The organism is Arthrobacter sp. LjRoot14 (assembly GCF_964253905.1).
GTDB lineage: Bacteria > Actinomycetota > Actinomycetes > Actinomycetales > Micrococcaceae > Arthrobacter.
In genome coordinates this window covers 3,974,469-3,992,478 of sequence record NZ_CAXURL020000001.1, presented here as the reverse complement: position 1 = coordinate 3,992,478, position 18,010 = coordinate 3,974,469, and the positions used below count along the sequence as shown (strand labels likewise).

16 protein-coding genes are annotated in these 18,010 nt (G+C 66.2%); 4 read left to right on the top strand and 12 right to left on the bottom strand.

Translation table 11 applies throughout. From position 1 onward, the window contains the following. Positions 1-43: 43 nt before the first annotated feature. Both ACSQ12_RS18085 and ACSQ12_RS18080 read right to left on the bottom strand, forming a co-directional pair. On the bottom strand, positions 44-283 hold the full coding sequence (locus tag ACSQ12_RS18085; RefSeq protein WP_209742436.1) for a hypothetical protein: 240 nt from the start codon (positions 281-283) through the stop codon (positions 44-46). Between the two features lie 110 nt (positions 284-393). Next, positions 394-624 (bottom strand): hypothetical protein, encoded by a 231-nt coding sequence (locus tag ACSQ12_RS18080; protein WP_209742437.1) that lies wholly within the window; start codon positions 622-624, stop codon positions 394-396. 460 nt (positions 625-1,084) lie between these two features. On the opposite strand from ACSQ12_RS18080, the gene ACSQ12_RS18075 reads away from it, so the two are divergent. The 3 genes from ACSQ12_RS18075 (at position 1,085) to ACSQ12_RS18065 (ending at position 6,251) form a co-directional block, all read left to right on the top strand. Continuing rightward, entirely contained in the window at positions 1,085-3,178 is a 2,094-nt protein-coding gene (locus ACSQ12_RS18075; protein ID WP_436066338.1) for a S8 family serine peptidase, read from the top strand. Between the two features lies 1 nt (position 3,179). Further along, positions 3,180-5,903, top strand: coding sequence for a magnesium-translocating P-type ATPase (gene mgtA / locus ACSQ12_RS18070; protein ID WP_436066337.1), 2,724 nt, complete (start codon positions 3,180-3,182; stop codon positions 5,901-5,903). A gap of 141 nt (positions 5,904-6,044) precedes the next feature. After that, the gene (locus tag ACSQ12_RS18065; protein WP_209742440.1) at positions 6,045-6,251 is read left to right on the top strand and encodes a hypothetical protein; all 207 of its coding nucleotides are present in this window, start codon (positions 6,045-6,047) and stop codon (positions 6,249-6,251) included. Here the strand turns inward: ACSQ12_RS18065 and ACSQ12_RS18060 are convergent. From ACSQ12_RS18060 to ACSQ12_RS18040, 5 genes are all read right to left on the bottom strand, one after another. Beyond that, positions 6,248-7,231 carry a CapA family protein gene (locus tag ACSQ12_RS18060; RefSeq protein ID WP_436066336.1) on the bottom strand — a complete coding sequence of 328 codons (984 nt, stop codon included), beginning with the start codon at positions 7,229-7,231 and terminating at the stop codon, positions 6,248-6,250. The two genes, ACSQ12_RS18065 and ACSQ12_RS18060, sit on opposite strands and share 4 nt — an antisense overlap. A gap of 7 nt (positions 7,232-7,238) precedes the next feature. Continuing rightward, on the bottom strand, positions 7,239-8,501 hold the full coding sequence (locus tag ACSQ12_RS18055; protein WP_436066335.1) for an ABC transporter permease: 1,263 nt from the start codon (positions 8,499-8,501) through the stop codon (positions 7,239-7,241). Between the two features lie 2 nt (positions 8,502-8,503). Then, positions 8,504-9,451, bottom strand: coding sequence for an ABC transporter ATP-binding protein (locus ACSQ12_RS18050; RefSeq protein ID WP_436066334.1), 948 nt, complete (start codon positions 9,449-9,451; stop codon positions 8,504-8,506). Between the two features lie 182 nt (positions 9,452-9,633). After that, positions 9,634-9,810: a CsbD family protein gene (locus ACSQ12_RS18045; protein WP_011693297.1), complete on the bottom strand. Its 177-nt coding sequence runs from the start codon at positions 9,808-9,810 to the stop codon at positions 9,634-9,636. A gap of 132 nt (positions 9,811-9,942) precedes the next feature. Beyond that, positions 9,943-12,381, bottom strand: coding sequence for an HAD-IC family P-type ATPase (locus ACSQ12_RS18040; protein ID WP_436066333.1), 2,439 nt, complete (start codon positions 12,379-12,381; stop codon positions 9,943-9,945). Positions 12,382-12,487: 106 nt separating this feature from the next. On the opposite strand from ACSQ12_RS18040, the gene ACSQ12_RS18035 reads away from it, so the two are divergent. Beyond that, positions 12,488-12,886, top strand: coding sequence for a hypothetical protein (locus ACSQ12_RS18035; protein ID WP_245198984.1), 399 nt, complete (start codon positions 12,488-12,490; stop codon positions 12,884-12,886). Between the two features lie 4 nt (positions 12,887-12,890). On the opposite strand, the gene ACSQ12_RS18030 is transcribed toward ACSQ12_RS18035, so the two are convergent. The 5 genes from ACSQ12_RS18030 to ACSQ12_RS18010 are packed head-to-tail and all read right to left on the bottom strand — an operon-like array spanning position 12,891 to position 17,970. Then, positions 12,891-14,003 (bottom strand): Gfo/Idh/MocA family protein, encoded by a 1,113-nt coding sequence (locus ACSQ12_RS18030; protein ID WP_436066332.1) that lies wholly within the window; start codon positions 14,001-14,003, stop codon positions 12,891-12,893. After that, entirely contained in the window at positions 14,000-14,776 is a 777-nt protein-coding gene (locus tag ACSQ12_RS18025; protein WP_436066331.1) for a ThuA domain-containing protein, read from the bottom strand. The genes ACSQ12_RS18030 and ACSQ12_RS18025 overlap by 4 nt, the downstream gene beginning before the upstream one ends. 46 nt (positions 14,777-14,822) lie before the next feature. Continuing rightward, entirely contained in the window at positions 14,823-15,713 is an 891-nt protein-coding gene (locus tag ACSQ12_RS18020) for a carbohydrate ABC transporter permease (protein WP_436066330.1), read from the bottom strand. A gap of 7 nt (positions 15,714-15,720) precedes the next feature. Further along, positions 15,721-16,728: a carbohydrate ABC transporter permease gene (locus ACSQ12_RS18015; RefSeq protein ID WP_436066329.1), complete on the bottom strand. Its 1,008-nt coding sequence runs from the start codon at positions 16,726-16,728 to the stop codon at positions 15,721-15,723. 9 nt (positions 16,729-16,737) lie between these two features. After that, positions 16,738-17,970 carry a sugar ABC transporter substrate-binding protein gene (locus ACSQ12_RS18010; RefSeq protein ID WP_436066328.1) on the bottom strand — a complete coding sequence of 411 codons (1,233 nt, stop codon included), beginning with the start codon at positions 17,968-17,970 and terminating at the stop codon, positions 16,738-16,740. Between the last annotated feature and the right edge of the window lie 40 nt (positions 17,971-18,010).

The window sequence follows — 18,010 nt, the reverse complement described above, 5'->3', positions numbered from 1 at the left end:
CGGCAATTGCCGCCGTCGGGCCTCTCTTCTCTGTTTCACAGAGTCAGTCGCTGGAGCTGGGTTCCGTGGTGAGGCCCCGGTCGTCCGCGGTTTCGCTGTTCTGCTCCTCGGCGGGTCCCGGGGGTCTGGTGCCACCTGATCCGGCCGGACCGCTATCAGCGGGGCCGGAGGCCGCGTGGCGGCCGGAGCTACGGTCCGCCGGCTCCTGCCTCGGTACTGGTTGTGTTCCGTCCTCGACGCCGTCGCTCACGATGTCTTCGGGCTCGTTGTGTTCCGTGCTCATTGACTACTCCTCGTCTTGCGGTGTCGGACTGCACGAGCTTGTAGAAAGTGCACTGACCTTCCCACGCTACAGGCGGGCGGGAGGCGAGTACAGGCGCATCCGCTGCTGCCCTAGGCCATTGAAGCCCATTGCCGCAGTTCACGGGTTTCGCCGTAGGGAACGTCGCGGCTCACGGCCACGGTGTAACGGGAGAAGCCGGTCTGGGTGACCAGTACGCCGTGGCGCCGCTCCTGCATGGCGTGCCGGAGGGCGATGTCCACCGCACTGTTGAGGTCGTTTTCGATCGTTGCGGGGTCGTGGGCAATGATCTCGAGGAGGATGTCGGAGTGGTGCTTGATCATGGGGTGCTCGCTTTCGCGGTGAAGGGGCAGGGGCGTCTGAGGGTGGATTTGGTGAGGGCTGTTCCCTGGACGGAATTGCCGAGGACAAAAGAAGTGCCGGTTGAGGCTGGGGATGATTCGAGGGGGCCCGGCATTCTGTGATGGGGCGGGGGCCGGTGCGATGCTTCCGGCGGAGGGACCGGGAACGTTGTGTCGTTCCTGCGGATCCACCCTTAGTGTGGCGGACCGCCGGGCCGCAAGGCAATCATTTCGGTGGAATTTCTTGTGTGCCCTGCATCACATGCTTGCCGGCAACGCATGCGGCGTTGACCGCCTAGGGTGCCGGGCGTAAGCTGACGCTCACCTTCCGGGGCCCCGCTCGGCGGGGGCCTGGGTCTCCTTCTAGAACGCATGCGGCCGCCGGGTGCCGAGGCTGTTTCCGGCGGCGCTTTATCGGCGGATCGCCTGGAGGCACAATTCAATGTCTGAAATCACCATCAACGGCATCACCATTGATCCGATCAAACAGAACCGAGCCCTGCGTGATGCCGGGCTGGTTGCCGAGGACGCCTCGGAGTCGGATCACATCCTCATCCAGACGGCGGAGCCGCTGACGGCGGAACAGCGAGCGGAACTGGCCGGCATCGACGTCGAGATGCAGGAATACGTCTCGGACAACACCTACCTGGCGGCGTTCCCGCCGGCAGACCTGAACCGCGTGCGCGCCCTGCCGTTCGTGAGCTGGGCGGACGTCTACTCCCGTGTCTTCAAGATCCCGCCGCCCCTGCTGCCGCGCGGTGCGGAAACGGGCAATGTCCGGTCGCTGGCGGACCATGAACCGCATCCGGACCGGCGGCTGGAACGAGTGGACCTGCTCCTGCACGCGGGCATCGAGGCCGGCCCGGAGCTGATCGCCCGGGTGGCCGCGGCCGCCAGGGTGGAGCCCGACGCCGTGGCGGTGACACCGGGCAAGCTGCGCATCACCACGTCGGTCGGCCAGCTCCCGCACCTTGCCGCAATCGATGAGATCCGCGAGATCCATCCGGTGCGCGAGCGCCAGCTTTTCAACAATGTGGCACGCGAGATCCTGAACGCCGACGTGCAGTTCAACGGGACCACGTACCGGGGCGACGGCGAGGTGGTGGCGGTTGCCGATACCGGCTTTGACACCGGAGACGCCGCCAACCCGCACCCGGCATTCACCGGACGGGTCCAGACGCTCTACGCACTGGGCCGCACGGCGCCGGACAAGGCAGACGATCCGCACGGCCACGGTACCCACGTGGCCGGCTCCGTGCTGGGCCGGGGAAACTCGGCCACCATGGGCGGAGCGATTGAGGGCACGGCGCCGGAGGCCCTGCTGATCCTGCAGAGCCTCCTCGACTCCAACGGCGGCCTGGGCGGCATCCCGGTCAACCTCAACGACCTCTTCCAAAAGACGTACGACGACGGCGCACGCGTGCACACGAACTCCTGGGGCGTGCCCGGACTCAACCTTCCGTACGACGCGAGTTCCCGGGAGATCGACGAATTCGTGTGGAACCATCCGGACCAAGTGATCTGCTTTGCGGCCGGGAATGACGGCGTGGACGGCAACAGCGACGGCACGGTGGACTCGAACTCCATCGGTTCCCAGTCCGCTGCGAAGAACTGCGTCACCGTGGGTGCCAGCGAAAGCCTCCGCAAGGAGTTCACGCCGTCCTACGGCACCTACTGGCCCGGGGACTTCCCCGCGAACCCCGTCAAGCGGGACAAACAGGCCAACAACCCGGACGGGATGGTGGCCTTCTCCAGCCGGGGGCCCACCAAGGAGGGCCGTATCAAGCCCGACGTCGTGGCGCCGGGAACAAGCATCCTGTCCACGCTCTCGCGGAACGCCCCGACGGGCAACACCTTCGGCACCTCCACCGACCCGCTGTTCTTCTTCGACTCCGGGACGTCCATGGCAACCCCGCTGGTGGCCGGCTGCGCCGCGGTGCTGCGTGAGACCCTGGTGAAGAACGGCCTCAACGCGCCAAGTGCCGCCCTCATCAAAGCCCTCCTCGTCAACGGCGCCGACGTCCTGCCGGGACAGTACAACCCCAGCGAGGCCGGGGAATCTCCGAACGGGAACTCCGGGTGGGGCCGGGTCAACCTGGCCCGGTCCGTAGTCTTGCCCGGGCAGCCGGGCAACGCGGGCCTGGGCGAAGGCGGCCCGCTGGAGCAGGGGGAAGAGGACTCCTTCACCATCGACATCCCCGAGGAAATCCCCAAGGCGGCCGCGAAAGGGAGGCGGAACCGGGGTCCGGTCGCGGAACCGGCGCTGACCGCAGCCGGGGTGACCCTGAAGATCACCCTCGTGTGGTCCGATCCGCCCGGCCCGCAGCTGCAGAACGACCTCGACCTCATTGTGCTGGCAGCCGACGGCAGCGAGCGCCACGGAAACTCAGGAACGACTGCCGGCTTCGACCGCCGCAACAACGTGGAACAGGTGCTCTGGACGGGCATGCCGCCGGGGCAGGCCAGGATCGTGATCAGGGCTTTCCGGATCACGCAGTTCCCCCAGCCCTACGCCTACGTGTGGCGGCTGTCCTAGCGTGCCGGAGCTCCACGTCCCGGACTTCCACCTCCAGGAGCAGCTCCCCGGACAAATGACGATGGCGCACGCCGCACAGCTTCCCGTGGAAGAGGTCCTGGACCAGTTGGGATCCGGCAGCGGGGGGCTGGCCAGCGTGGAAGCTGCCAAGCGGCTGGCCGATGTTGGCCCCAATGCGGTCCGGACGCATCAAGCCAGCGGATGGTCCGTGTTGGGCCGGCAACTGGGCAGCCCCATCCTGATCCTTCTGGCCATCACCGCGGGGCTGTCGCTCTTCCTGGGGGACGCCACGAACTCCATCGTGATCGGCGTGATCCTGCTGGTCAGCGTCGGTCTGGGCTTCACCAACGAGTTCCGGGCCGAACGCGCCGCCGAGGCGCTGCACTCACGCGTCACCCACCTGGCGGCGGTCCTCCGCGACGGCACCCTGGACGAAGTCGGCGTCACCGCCCTGGTGCCCGGCGACGTCGTGCATCTGGCCATCGGTGCGATCGTCCCCGCCGACATCAGGCTGCTGACGGCGAAGGACCTGCTCTGCGACGAAAGCATCCTGACCGGCGAGTCCCTGCCGGTCAGCAAAGACCCCGCGCCGGTCACCGGTGCCGTAGCGCTGGCGGACCTGACGTCCTGCCTGTTCATGGGGACGGTGGTCCAATCGGGGAGCTGCACCGGGGCGGTGGTGGCCACGGGCGGGCGGGCAGAATTCGGCCGGATCGCCCTGGGGCTTGGTGAGCGGCAGCCGCAGACCGAGTTCCAGCTCGGCCTGAAGCGCTTCTCCTACCTGCTGCTGCAGGTGGCCATAGTCCTTACCTCGCTGATCTTCATCGCCAACCTCCTGTTACAGCGGCCCGTCATTGAATCCCTGCTGTTCTCGCTGGCCATCGCCGTCGGAATCACCCCGCAGCTGTTGCCGGCCGTTGTGAGCACCAGCCTGGCCACGGGCACACGTCAGCTGGCCAAACGCAAGGTGCTGGTCAAGCGGCTGGTGTGCATTGAGGACCTCGGGGACATGGACGTGCTGGTCACGGACAAGACCGGCACCCTTACCGAAGGCAGGATCAGCTTCACCGCTGCCTTGCCCGCCGGAGAGGGAGTGTCGCCGGGTGCCCTCTTGACGCTGGGACTTCTCGCCACGGAAGCGGAGTACTCGGAAGCGAAGGTCTCCACAGTCGGGCTGAACCCGCTGGACACGGCGCTCTGGGCCTCCGCTGACGCGGCCGGGTTCCTGCCGGACCGCTACGAACGGCTCGACGTCATTGATTTCGACCACCTTCGGCGCCGGACCAGCGTGCTGGTTAGTGAGGACGGCGGACCGGCGCGGCTGGTCACCAAGGGCTCGCCGGAAGATGTCCTGGCGCTCTGCGTGGACACCCCGTCAGGCGTGCAGGCGATGCTGGACGAACAGTTCAACGCGGGATCCCGCGTGGTGGCCGTTGCAAGCCGGGCCGCCGGAGGAATGACGGCGATTGAACCCTCCGACGAGAAGGACCTGGTCCTGGAGGGGCTGCTGGTCTTCCTGGACCGGCCCAAAGCCAATGCGAGGGCGTCACTGGACCAGCTCGAAATGCTCGGCATCACGGTCAAGATCGCCACCGGGGACAACGCCAAGGTTGCCGAGAAGGTCTGTGACGAGCTCGGGGTGCTCTCCGGCGGCACGCTCACCGGCGCCGAGGTGGAAGCTCTCTCTGACGCCGAACTGGCCGCGGCGGCCCGCGAGGCGAGCATTTTCGCCCGTGTCTCGCCGGAGCAGAAGGCCCGGATCATCCGCCTGCTGCGCCAGAGCGGGGGGTCCGTCGGGTTCATGGGCGACGGCGTCAATGACGCGCTGGCCTTGCACGCGGCGGACATCGGCATCTCCGTGGACAGCGCCACCGATGTGGCAAAGGATGCCGCCGACGTTGTCCTGCTGGATAAGGACCTCGGCGTGCTGGCGGAGGGGGTGATGGAAGGGCGGAGGATCTTCGCCAACACCATCAAGTACGTGCTGATGGGAACCTCCAGCAACTTCGGCAACATGTTCAGTGCCGCCACGGCCTCCGTCGTCCTGAGCTTCCTGCCGATGCTGCCCGGGCAGATCCTGCTGAACAACCTGCTCTACGACACCGGCCAGCTGGCCATCCCGGGCGACCGCGTGGACAAGGAACAGCTGCTGGCCCCGTCGCACTGGAACATCGGCTTCATCCGGCGTTTTATGTTCCTCTTCGGACCCATCAGCTCCCTGTTCGACTTTGCCACCTTCGCCCTGATGCTGTTCGCGTTCAACGCGGTGCCCGGCGAATTCCGGGCCGGCTGGTTCATCGAATCGATCGCCACGCAAACATTGATCATTTTTGCCATCCGCACCCGGCGGGTTCCGTTCCTGCGGAGCCGGCCTTCGGCCGGCCTGCTGGGCGCATCCCTGGGCGTGGTGGCGCTGGGCATCTTCCTCCCGCTGTCTCCGCTGGCCGGTGTTTTGGGGTTCGACCCGCTGCCCACGCCTTTCTTCCTGGCGCTGCTGGGAATGACGGTGGTGTATCTGGTTATGGTCGAATTCGCCAAGAGATGGTTCTTTGCCCGCACAGCCCAACAGCCTCCGGTCCGGCCGGCCGTCATTCCGCGCCGGCGGCCCACGCACCACATCTCCCGCCGCGCGGCCCGCTTCAGCACCCCGGTGGCCCGCCCCCTGCGCGGACAGCTGGTCCGCGGCGGGCGGAAGAGGAAGGCCAGGACCACCCATCGCCGCTGACCGGGCAACGGGGCGGGGGAAGGGCGGCGCGCCCCGGCGGGCGCTGGCTGGTCTTCCGCCACCTGACAGAGGCGGATAATCTGGGAAATGCCAGGATGCTGCCAGAACAGCACCCCAGTTCCTGGCCAAGAGAGGCACGAAATGACCGAGAAGCTGCATCTCACCCCGGAAGACGAGTTCCCGGAAGATCTCTCAGAGGTCGAGGACACGGAACTCCAGGTCCTCGACAGCCAGATCCAGCGCCAGCTGGATTACGAATACGTGGCCGAAGGCGAACCGAATCCGGAGACCGAATTCAGGCACTACGACCTCGATGAGGAATTCACCGAACGGGACAAACGGGACTAACTGTCCACCGGTACTTCCAGCACGTTCGATTCGTCAATCCATCGGCTCTGCGTTCCCAGCTGGGCGCTGAGCCCCTGCATCCGCGTTGCGATGTGGCGTGAGCTTTTTCCGGCCAGCCGCACCTGGAACCCGGCGATGACCGTTGGATGGAGCTGCAGCCGGGAAGGCACACCCCCGGCGGTGTCCAGGCAGAAGATGAACGACTGGTCGTTGCGCTCCCCGGGGTCCACGGCATAGTCGTCAATGAAATCACCGGCGCTGTAGATCAGGGGCCTGCCCCGGTAAAGCTCGACGCCGCGGAAGATATGCGCCGAATGGCCGAACACGACGTCGGCCCCGGCATCCACCAGCGCCCGTGCCAGGTCCCGGTGGGCGGACGGCACCTCGGCTCCCCAGTTGCCGCCCCAGTGTGCCGACACCACCAGCAGATCGGCCCGGGCCTTGGTGCGGCGGACCAGCGCCAGCAGGTCATGGACCCTTCCGTCGTCGTGCTGCCGCGCGTCCACCGGCACGTAGTAGACCCCGGGCCGGTGCGGCCCCGCCTCCCAGTCCGGCTCGTTGTCCGTGAAGGCAATGAGCCCGACGGCGGCCGGACCCGCCCGCCTGATCGCCGGCCTTCGCGCGGTCTCCAGGTCCGGCCCCGCGCCGGCGTGCAGGATTCCGCTGCGGTCCAGTGCGGGCAGCGTCTCCCGGAAGGCGTCCGCGCCGTAGTCGAGCACATGGTTGTTGGCGAGCGAGACGGCGTCGATGCCCGCCGCGGTCAGGACGGCCGTGTTGCGGGCGTCCGAGCGGAAATGGAACACTTTCCCCGGTTGCGGCGTCCCGCCGTCGGCCAGGACGCATTCGAGGTTGGCGAACCGGATGTCCGCCTGTGCCAGGACGGGGAGCGTATCGCCCCAGGGGAAGGCCGGCGGGACGGTCCTGAGCTGCCGGTTCACCAGGCGGCCCAGCATCACGTCACCCAGGAATATCAGGCGCAAGGTCCGCCTACTTCTTCGCCGGGTGCTCTGCGGGGCCGGCCACGGCATGCCGGGATCCTGCTTTGAGGGCGGTCCTGATGCTGACCTTCGAGGTGTAGGAGATGGACCCGTATTGGAAGAGCCGCACGGCCATCCGGAGCATCAGAGCAGCCCCGAGGTAGAGGATGGCGATCACGACGGCCGCTTCCACGATGCTCAAAGAGCCGAAGGCGTTCCGCAGCAGCGCGGTAACCGGGGCGGAGAACGGGAAGTAGGTGAAGACCTGAACGATCGGGGAGTGCGGCTCGGAGACCACCAGGCTGACGGAATAGAAGGGAATAAAGATCAGGGCGATCATCACGCCCATGAAATTTCCGGCTTCCTTGGCCGTGGGCATCACGGCGCCGATGGCCACCAGCGTGGTGGTGAACAAGGCGAAGCCGCCCACGAGAATGAGCAGGCCGACGGTCATGCGCAGGGGGTCGAAGACGAGCTGCGACGCGTCGAATTCCGGGATGCTCATGGCGTCCCGATAGAAAAGGGCGCCGAACAGGATGGGGGAGGTGAAGACTGCCACCTGCACCAGGCCCACCATGAACAGGGCCAGCACTTTTCCGGTGATGAGGGTGGTGGGCTTCAGCGTCGTCAGGATCATTTCGGTGACCCTGTTCTCCTTCTCCTCCAGGGTGGAGTTCAGCATCTGGCCGGCGAGGAGCACCACCAGTCCGTAGAAAACCACCAGGAATGCCATCGGCGGGATGACGGAGTTCAGGCCCCCGGACACCTCGGACCCCTGGTAGGTGACGGTGTCCACCTGCGCCGATCCTGATGCGAGGCTGGACAGCTGGGGCGAGCCGATTTTGACGGCCACAGCGCGGGCCAGCATGGCCTGGGCGACGGCGGCGTATTTGCCGTTCTCGAACAGTCCCCGGTCCGCGCCGTACGCCTTCACCGCAGTGGTCTCTGGGTGGGCGGAGAACTCGAAGTAGGCATCGACGGCGCCGGACTGCACGTCCCGTATCCCGGCGTCGGACGAGGCTGCGGGAACGGCACCGAACGCGGCCGCGTCAGCGGGCGTGATGAGGCCGGAGGCGTCCAGGTAGGAGATGCTGAACTGGGCGTTCTTCTGGGCCTCGGCTGCGGTGCTGGTACTGGTGTTGCTGAGGAAGATCATCCCGAACACCACCGCCATAATGACGGGCACGGACAGGGTGCCGATCCAGAAGCGCACCTTGGTGACGGTGCGCACGAATTCGAAGCTGATGACCGTTCCAAGGTTGTGCTGCGCCATGGCTACGCACCCCGTACTGCCGGCGCACGGCCGGTAACGGACGACGGCGGCCGGGTGGGGTCCCCGTAGACACGGATGAAGATGTCCTCCATCGAGATTTTGGTGGTGGTGAAACTGCGGATCACCAGGCCGGCGTCCATGAGTTCCCGCAGGATGGCCGCTTCATCGCTGTCGTCGCTGATGGAGAGCTCCGCATAGTTGGTCTCTTCCAGCGTCACCTCGTAATGGGGGGACGGAGGAATGGGCCCGGCGTGCCGGATGCGGACGATCCGGCCGCCGTATTTGTTCTGGACCTCATCGATGGTGCCGTAGGCCTCCGACGTGCCGTCTTTCAGGAGGATGATGCGGTCGCAAAGCCGCTCCACCTCCTCCATCTGGTGGGTCACCATGACCACGGTGGCGCCGTCGTTCTTCTGCTCCCCGATGATGTCCATCAGCAGCCGGCGGTTCACGGGGTCGAAGCCCTTGGTGGGCTCATCGAGGATGAGGAGCTCCGGACGGTTCATGATGGTGACGCCGAGCTGGACTTTCTGCTGCTCGCCGCTGGAGAGCTTGTCCACCTGGGTGGCGGCCTTGCCGGCCAGGTCCACCCGGTCCAGGTAGGCCAGGGACCACTGCCGCGCCGCATGCCGGTCCATTCCCTTGAGCCGGCCGAAGTAGGTCATGACGTCCATGACCTTTTCCTTCTTGTAGAGCCCTCTTTCCTCCGGAAGATAGCCCAGCCTGCTGCCGTGCTCGGGTTTGAAGGGCCGCCCTTTGATGTGGAGGACCCCGGCCGTGGGTTCGTAGAGGCCCAGGAGGGCGCGGATGGTGGTGGTCTTGCCCGAGCCGTTGCTGCCCAGGAACCCGAACGTCTCTCCGGCCCGGACATCGAAGGACAGGTCGCGGATCACGGTGGTGTCCGCGAAGTCCATCCGGAAACCGCTGATGTGCACCACTGGCTCGTCCATGGCTGTCGCCGCCTGTACCGATCATTGCCCGCCGTTGTCGGTTCCCCCCGCGGCAGGCTGCCATGTGACCAGACTGGCCGCGGCCGCCTTCAAATGGAAGGGGCGAAGGTCCCGGCAGGCCTGGCCGGGACACGAAAAAGCCGGGACGCGGAAGTCTCCGCATCCCGGCCGTCAGGTAACGACTACTTGTCGTTGATGGTGTCCTTGACGTCCTCGGCGGCGTGCTTCGCGTCGGCCGTGCCCTGATCAATCTTGCCCTCGGTCTCGAGCTTGCTGTTGTTGGTCAGCTTGCCCAGTGCTTCCTTGGCCTCGCCGATTGCTTTCTCGGCAGCGTTCTTGATCTTGTCGCCCAAACCCATGTTTGTTTCCTCAATCAGTTGATCAGTCGCAGGCGGGCGGATGCCTACCGTTGCCCCTCCACCCTAGGTGCAAGCGGCCCGCAACCGTGCCATGCGGAGTTTTGCGTCCACGGCGCCGCGGCCGGCGCGCCATCAGACGTTGAGGCGGCGGCGTATCCGGAACACGAGCTCGACGGCGGCGCATCCGCCAAGCGCCGCCAGCAGGGCGGCGTTGCGGAGCTCGTCCGGCGGCCACGAGATGCCGAAGAAGTCTGCGATGACGGGGACGGTGAGCAGCGCGAGGAGGCCGGCATACATTGAGGCGACGATGAGGAGACGCCAGCGGTTCAGCGGCCGGGAGAGCACCACGAGAACCCAGAGTGCCACGAGGGCGAGCACCATGACCGACCCGGTCCGCACGGAATCCTCCCCGTACACGCCTGCGATCGCGGCGTAGGTATTCAGTGCAAGGACTGCGGCGGTGATGATGAGGCCGGCAGGCACGGCAAAGGTCAGGGAGCGTTTGAGGAAGCCGGGCCTGTACAGCCTGGTATTGGGCATGAGGGCCAGGAAGAAGGCGGGAATGCCGATGGTGAGCCCGTCGGTGGCGGAGAGCTGTCGCGGCAGGAACGGAAAGCCCCACAGCAAACCGCCGAAGACCACCGAAAGGACAATGGCATACGATGTCTTGGCCAGGAACAGCATGGAGACGCGCTCGATGTTGGCGATCACCCGCCGTCCCTCAGCCACGACGCCGGGAAGCCTGTCGAATCGGCCGTCCAACAGGACCAGCCGGGAGACGGCCTTGGTGGCCGCGGCGGCAGTGCCCATGGCAATCCCGATGTCCGCCTCCTTCAGCGCCAGGGCGTCATTGACGCCGTCGCCGGTCATGGCCACTACGTGGCCCCGGCTGCGCAGTGCAGCGACCATGGCCTTCTTTTGCGCGGGGGTGACCCGGCCGAAGACCTTGTGGTCCTGCAGGACGTCCGCCATGAGTTCGGGATCTTCCGGCAGCTCGCGGGCATCGTAGCCGTCAGTGGAGTCCAGGCCCACGTCGCGGGCGACTGCCGCCACGGTCCGCGGATCGTCACCGGAGATAATGCGGAGGTCCACGCCCTGTTTCCGGAAGTAGGCGAGGGTCGTGGCGGCGTCGGGCCGTATCTTTTCGCGGAATGTCAGTAACGCGGCGGGCACCAGCACGGACGGCAGGGCTGCCTCCTCCGCTTCCCGGGCCGCCATCGGCTGCCCGGCATGGGCCAGAACCAGGGTCCGGAGGCCGGATGATGCCAGCCCGGCCGCGGAGGACAGGGCCTGGATGTGTCCCGGAGTGGTGGACCCGAGGACGAGTTCCGGGGCGCCCAGCACCCAGGCGCCGGGCGCGGACCCCTCGGTGAAGCTGACCGCGCTCCATTTCCGGGACGACGCGAAGGGGACGGAGGATACCGGCCGGGGGACGCCGTCGTCCTTGTAGACGGCGGCGAGGCAGCGGGCGGTGGCGTTTGCATCGGGGTCGGCCCCGAACCAGCCCAGCGCCTCCTTCCACCCTGGCACCGGTGCGGCGCCGGCGTCGTGCTTGCCGTCAAAAACGATTCGTCCTTCAGTGAGGGTGCCGGTCTTGTCCAGGCAAAGCATGTCCACCCGTGCCAGCCCTTCCACGGCAGCCAGTTCCTGGATGAGGACCTTGTCGCGCGCGAGCCGCAGCCCGCCCAGGGCGAAAGCGACGCTGGCCATGAGCACCAGGCCCAGCGGAACCATGGCGATGACACTGGCCACGGCGCCGACCGCGGCGGTCTTCCAGGCGCCCGTGGCCAGCGCCTGGCTCCAGCCTCCCTGAGCGTGCATCTCCCCGTTGACCACGACGGCCATGACCGGGAGGAGGCCCCACGTGATCCAGCGCAGGACCCGGTTGAGGCCGGTGCGGATTTCCGAGTTGACCAGGGAAAAACGCTTCGCCGCCGTCGTGAGCTTGCCGGCGAAGGAGTCGTCCCCCACGCGGACAACCTGTGCCCGGCCCTGGCCGCCCACAACACTGGACCCGGCCAGCACCTCGGACCCCGCTTCTTTATCCACGGGGTTGGATTCGCCGGTGAGGAGTGATTCGTCGATTTCCAGCCCGTTGGCGTCGAACACGGTGGCGTCCGCGGGCACCTGGTCTCCGGCGAAGAGCAGGATGACGTCGTCAAGGACCACCTCGGCTGTCGGAATGTCCTGGATGGCGCCGTCCCGCAGGACCCGTGCGTGCGGGGAGTTCAGCACCGCAAGCCGGTCCAGCGACTTCTTGGCCCGGTACTCCTGGACCACCCCGATGACGGCGTTTCCGACGGCGGCGAAGCCGAAGAGGGCGTCCTGCCACTGTCCCAAGGCCAGGAGCAGCACGAAGCTGCCGGCCACAATGGCATTGAACAGCGTCAGGACGTTCGCACGGAAGATGTCCCACAGGCTGCGGCTTGATGTGTTGGAGACCAGGTTGGTCAGGCCTCCGCGGACACGTTCGGAGACGTCCGCACTGGACAGGCCGTTCCCCCGCCACCTGTCTTTGCCAAACCGGTGGGTGCGTTGCCCCGTCACCATGTGTGTTGCTCCCTTAGGCATGCCCCGCTCGTAGTCCTTAGTGTGGCACGTCGGCCGGGCTTGTGACCCGCCCTGGCGCGGTGACGATTGTGGCCCGTGAATGCGCGGGAACGGTAGCATCGTGACCATGCCCGGAGTTCTTGACATTGCAGGCCCCATCCTGGAAGTGCTGACCTGGATTTGCCTGCCTGCCGGCCTGATTCTTCTGGTGGTCGTGGAGACGATCAGGCGGTTCGAGGATCAGTGGACCCAGTCGGAGGGCGTGGTCTACTCCGACGAGAGCGGCGTGGGGTTTCGCTGGTACGACCACCACCACGAGGTTCACAACGCGCCCATGTCCCCGTATGACATCCGGCATATGGCCCCGGGGGACGCCGTCACCATCCACTACGCGGTGAAGACGCCCACCCGCTGGCGGACCAGTGCCCCGGAGGTTCGCGGCGAGACGGCCGGAATCCTCGGCTGGATCCTGAGCGGCATCGGCGCGGCGGCCATGGTTGCCGGGTTCCTGCTGCCGATGTTCTGAGCCGTTACAGGGCGGCCCTGACGGACGGCCAGGTTTTCAGGATCTCCAGCACGCCCGGATCGCGCTCAGCCAGGATGGCCTCCGTGTAGGACTCCTCCAGCAGGTCATCCAGTGAGACCCTGGTTCCTGTCGCGGCGCTTAGGACGGCAGCCTCCACCATCGCCAGGCTCATGATGTTCCGGTGAACCTGCCCCATGGGGGTGCTGCCGGTGCGGAGTGCTGCCACGAAGTCCCGCAAAGAACCGGCGATCTCCTGGCCGGGGTCGGTGACTGGCGCCGATCCGGCCGGTTCGGCCGATTCCACGGTGGGTTCGTTGTCGCCGTCCCACAGTACGGTGCCATGTTCGCCGCTGATCCGCCACGAAGCGTTCCAGGACGTCTCCTGCCCGGGGCTGCACCAGCTGCCGGTGAAGACGAAGCGTTCCCCGCCGGACATTTCGAAGATGGCGCTGGCCCCGGCATCGCCGCGGTACCAGCTCCAGGACGGGTTGTACTCCTCGCAGAAGACGGACACCGGATCGGCGTCGAGCAGGAAACGGGCCATGTCGAACTGGTGGATGGCCATGTCCAGCAGCAGCGGGTGGTCCATGGCGTCACGGAAACCGCCGAAGTGCGGGGCCTTGAAGAACTCGGCCGACACGATCCCGACGCTTCCCAGCGATGACGCTAGCCGCTTCGCCTCGAAAAGCTGCCGGTTGTAGCGCCGCGACTGGCTGACCATAAACAGCTGGCCGGACAGTTCGGCAGCCGCGGCGAGGGACAGGCCCTGTGACACGGTGGACGCAACCGGCTTCTCGCCCAGGACCGGCAGCCCGGCGGCCAGCGCCTCGGCGGTGACCGGGTGGTGCGCGGCCGGAACTGTCACGTTGATGACGGCCCGGGCGCCGACGTCGGCCGCCAGTGCTGCAGTGCGGGTACCGACCGGAAGGTCCGGGCGCCCGAGGTCGGCGGCTGCCGCACGGGCGGCATCAAGGTCAAGGTCCACGATGCCGGCCAGCTCCACCTGGGGCGACTGTTCGACCGTGTTCAGCCAGGCGCGGCCCATGCCGCCGGCACCGACGACGACGACGCGCAGCGGAGAGCCGTCGTCGGGAATAGTGGCGAAGTTGGTGTTCACGCGTTGGCCCCCTGGTAGCTCTTGCCGTTGAAGAAGTCGTTCGTTTCGTAGCGCAGCAGTTCGGGGTAGGCGCGCCCGGGTCGGTCGGTGACGGCCCACTCGACGGCATTGGCGATGACGCGCCGGACGTCCTTGTGGTGGTAGACGGGGTAGTCCTGGTCGCCGGGGCTGAAGAAGAAGATCTTGCCGTGGCCGCGTCGGAAGGTGCAGCCGGAACGGAACACTTCGCCGCCGCTGAATGAGCTGATGAAGACGAGTTCCTCAGGGGTGGGGATGTCGAAGAACTCGCCGTACATTTCCTGCTGGTCGATCACGATGGGATGCGGTACGCCCTTGGCAATCGGGTGGGTGGGGTCCAAGGTCCAGACGAGTTCGCGATCCTGTTCGGAACGCCAGCGCAGTGTGCAGGAGGTGCCCATGAGCTTGGTGAAGATCTTGGACCAGTGGCCGGAGTGCAGCACGATCAGGCCCATGCCGGAAAGGACATGGCGGTGCACGCGCTCCACGATCTCGTCTTCCACGTCGCCGTGGGACATGTGCCCCCACCAGGTCAGGACGTCGGTATTGGCCAGGACCTCCTCGGTAAGGCCGTGCTCAGGTTCGTCGAGAGTGGCGGTCCGGACACTGACCTTGGCGCCGAGGTTTTCCTCGATTCCTGCCTTGACGGCGCCGTGCATGCCATCGGGATAGAGCCGGGCCACGAGTTCGTCCCGCTTCTCGTGGCGGTTCTCGCTCCAGACGGTGACGCGGACGGGCTTGTTGGTTTCAGTCATGGTTCTTTCCTTTGGGGTGCTAAGTCTTTTGGTGTTTGGGGGCGGTCTACTTGACCGCGCCGCCGGTGGTGCCAGCGGCGATGTATTTCTGGGCCGCCACCAGCAGGACGATGGCCGGGATGGAGGCCAGTACCGCCGTCGCCATGACCGAACTCCAGTCGTTCACGTAGGCGCCGATGTACTGGAAGATGCCCAGCGTCACCGGGCGCACGGCTTCGGTAGTGGTCAGGGTCAGGGCGAACAGGAAGTCGCTCCAGGCGAACAGGAAGGTGAACAGGCCGGCAGTGATGAGCGAGTTCCGGCTCAGCGGCAGCACGATGGACCAGAACGCGCGGAGGTGACCGGCGCCGTCCACCCTGGCCGCCTCGATCACCGAGGCCGGCATGCCGTTCATGAAGGCCCGGATGATCAGGATTGCGAACGGGATGCCGTGCGCCGAGTCCGCCAGGATCAGGCCCGGGATGGAGTTGAGCAGGCCGAGGTCGTTGTAGGCGGTGTACAGGGCGTTGGCCACCACGATTCCCGGGATCATCTGGCTGATGAGGATGGCGAACAGCACGATGCCGGCGCCGCGGACCTTGAAGTAGGCCAGCGCGTAGGCTGCCGGAGCAGCAATGGCCAGGCTCAGCGCCACGCTGCCGAGCGAAATGACCAGGCTGGTGCCCAGGTTGCCGCCCTGTTCGCTGATGGCGGTGGCGTAGCCGGTGAAATCCGGTTTCAGCGGCAGCCAGGATGTTTCCAGCGTGGTGCCGTTGGGCTGCAGCGAGGCGTTGACCATCCAGTAGACCGGGAACAGCATGACGGCCAGGAAAAAAATGGCCAGCGCTGTGGATCCCCAGTTCTTGCGATCCGGGGCGGGCCCGGAACCGTGGCCAGCACCCTTGCGGCCGGCGGCGCGGTGACCGCCGGTGCGGGAGGTGATTGTCGTCGTCGTCATGGTTTCCTCACTCATCAACGGCTCGCCGGCTGGCGCGGAGGTACAGAACCGCGAACACCAGCGAAATGATCACCAGGATGTTGCCCAGCGCGGCGCCCTCGCCGAACTTGAACTCCTGGAAGGAGAGCGCGTAGGACTGCGTCGCGATCGTCTGTGTCGAGTTGGCGGGGCCGCCGTTGGTCAGGCCCAGGATGATGTCCAGGACCTTGAGCGTGTACACGACGCCGAGCACCAGGACCACACTCACCACCGGCCGGAGCATGGGCCACGTGATGTGCCGGAATGCCTTCCACCCCGTGGCGCCGTCCAGGGAGCCTGCCTCATACAGTTCGTCGGGAATTTCCTGCAGTCCGCCATAGAGGATAGTCAGGTTGAACGGGATGCCGATCCAGATGTTCACGCCGACGACGGCGATCAGCGCCAGCGACGTGCTGGTCAGCCATGGAACGCCGGTGTCGATGATGCCCAGGTCGCCCAGGAACCGGTTCAGCGCACCGCTGTCCTTGTCCAGGATCCAGCGCCACACGGCGCTGGAGACAATCAGCGGAAGCAGCCAGGGGAGCAGGAGCAGGCTCCGGAGGATCCCGTTGAGCGGGAACTTCCGCTGAAAGAAGATGGCAAGCGCCAGCCCGATCACGAACTGGCCGAGGATTGACCCCACCGTGAACAGCGCGGTGTTGAGCAGGGAAGTGGAGAACAGCGACGACGACAGGACCGTCGCGTAGTTGGCCAGGCCCACCCACGGGGCTTCGCCGGTGAAGAACGTGGCGGTTGTGTAGTCCTGGAAGCTCATGACGACGTTCTTGACCACGGGGTAGCCGAAGAACAGTGCCATGTAGACGACGGCGGGTACCAGGAACAGCCACTGGAAGAGGCGCTCCCGCCGCCGGCGGCTGCCCCGCCGCGGCGCCGGAACAGTGTCCCCCGTTCCGGTGCCGCCGGCATGGCTGCGGGTCTTGCCGGCCGCCTTGCCGTTGGGTGGCGTCGCCTGCGATACATCAGTTGTCAGTGACATGGCCGATGCCTACTGTCCCTGCGCTTGCTTCAAGGCTTCAGACGGGGACGCCTTTCCGGTAAGCGCGGTCTGGATGGCGGTGTAGATCTTGGTGGCCTGTGCGGGCCATCCCTCGCCCAGCTGTCCGGTGCGGGCTCGGGCCGTCTTCACGAGTTCGGTGAAGGTGGCGAGTTTGGGGTTTTCCTCGGCGAACTTGGCAGCCAGCGTCGTCTTGGACGGGATGGTGTTGCGGACCTTGGCCATGGCCAGCTGGTTATCGTCGCTGTTGAGGCAGGCGACCACCTCTGCGGCCTTGGCCTGGCGAGCCTTGTTCCCGGTCTGCGGAACGGTCCAGACTTCTCCTCCCAACGGGGCAACAACGGTCTGGCCGGCTTCCCGGACCGGGATCTTCACCACGCCGTACTGCAGCGAGGCCTGCTTGTCGAGGGAAGGGATCTGCCATGGGCCGTTGACCATCATGGCGGCCTTGCCGGCCAGGAACTGGTCCTTGACGTCGGCCTGCGTCCAGTTCAGGGCGGAGGAGGACACCGAACCGTTCTTTACCAGGTCGGTCCAGAGCTGCAGGGCCTGTGCCGTTTCCGCGGTGTCGATGTTCTTTTCGTTGCCGCCGTTGGACCACATGACAGGCAGGAACTGCCAGGTGCCTTCATAGGTGGGGTTGGCATTGAACGCCAGTCCGTACTGGTCCCCGGACGTCAGCTTCGAGGCGGCCGCTTCAAGCTCGTCCCAGGTGGACGGCGGGGTCACGCCGGCCTTCGCCAGGATGTCCTTGTTGTAGAAGAGGGCGATCGTGTTGACGGTGGGAGCCAGCCCGTAGACCTTGTCCTTGTAGGTGCCCGCGCTGAGGACGCCGGGGGCGAAGTCGGCAGTGCTGATGTTGAAGTCGGCGAGGGGAGCCAGGGCGCCCGTGGCCGCAATCTGCTGCAGGTCCGGGTTGTCCAGCATCAGCACGTCCGGCAGGGTCTTGGATGACGACTGCTGCAGGACCTTGGAGATCAGGGATTTACCGGGGACGGTCTCCCGCTTGATGGTGACGCCCGCCTTGGTGCCGCAGGCGTTGAGGGCGTCGCCGATGAACGTCTTGTCCGGTTCGTTGTTGTAGTAGTCCATGACCGAGATCTCCGAGACGGACTCGGTGGAGGACGCGGAGGTGGTGCCGCAGCCGGAGAGCAGGACCGGCAGCCCGATAAGGGCGGTGACGGCAACGGCGAGAGGACGGCTCTTGCTGAATGCTGACTTCATTGTCTGTTCCTTCATATTGTGGGAAGAATCGGTAATCGAT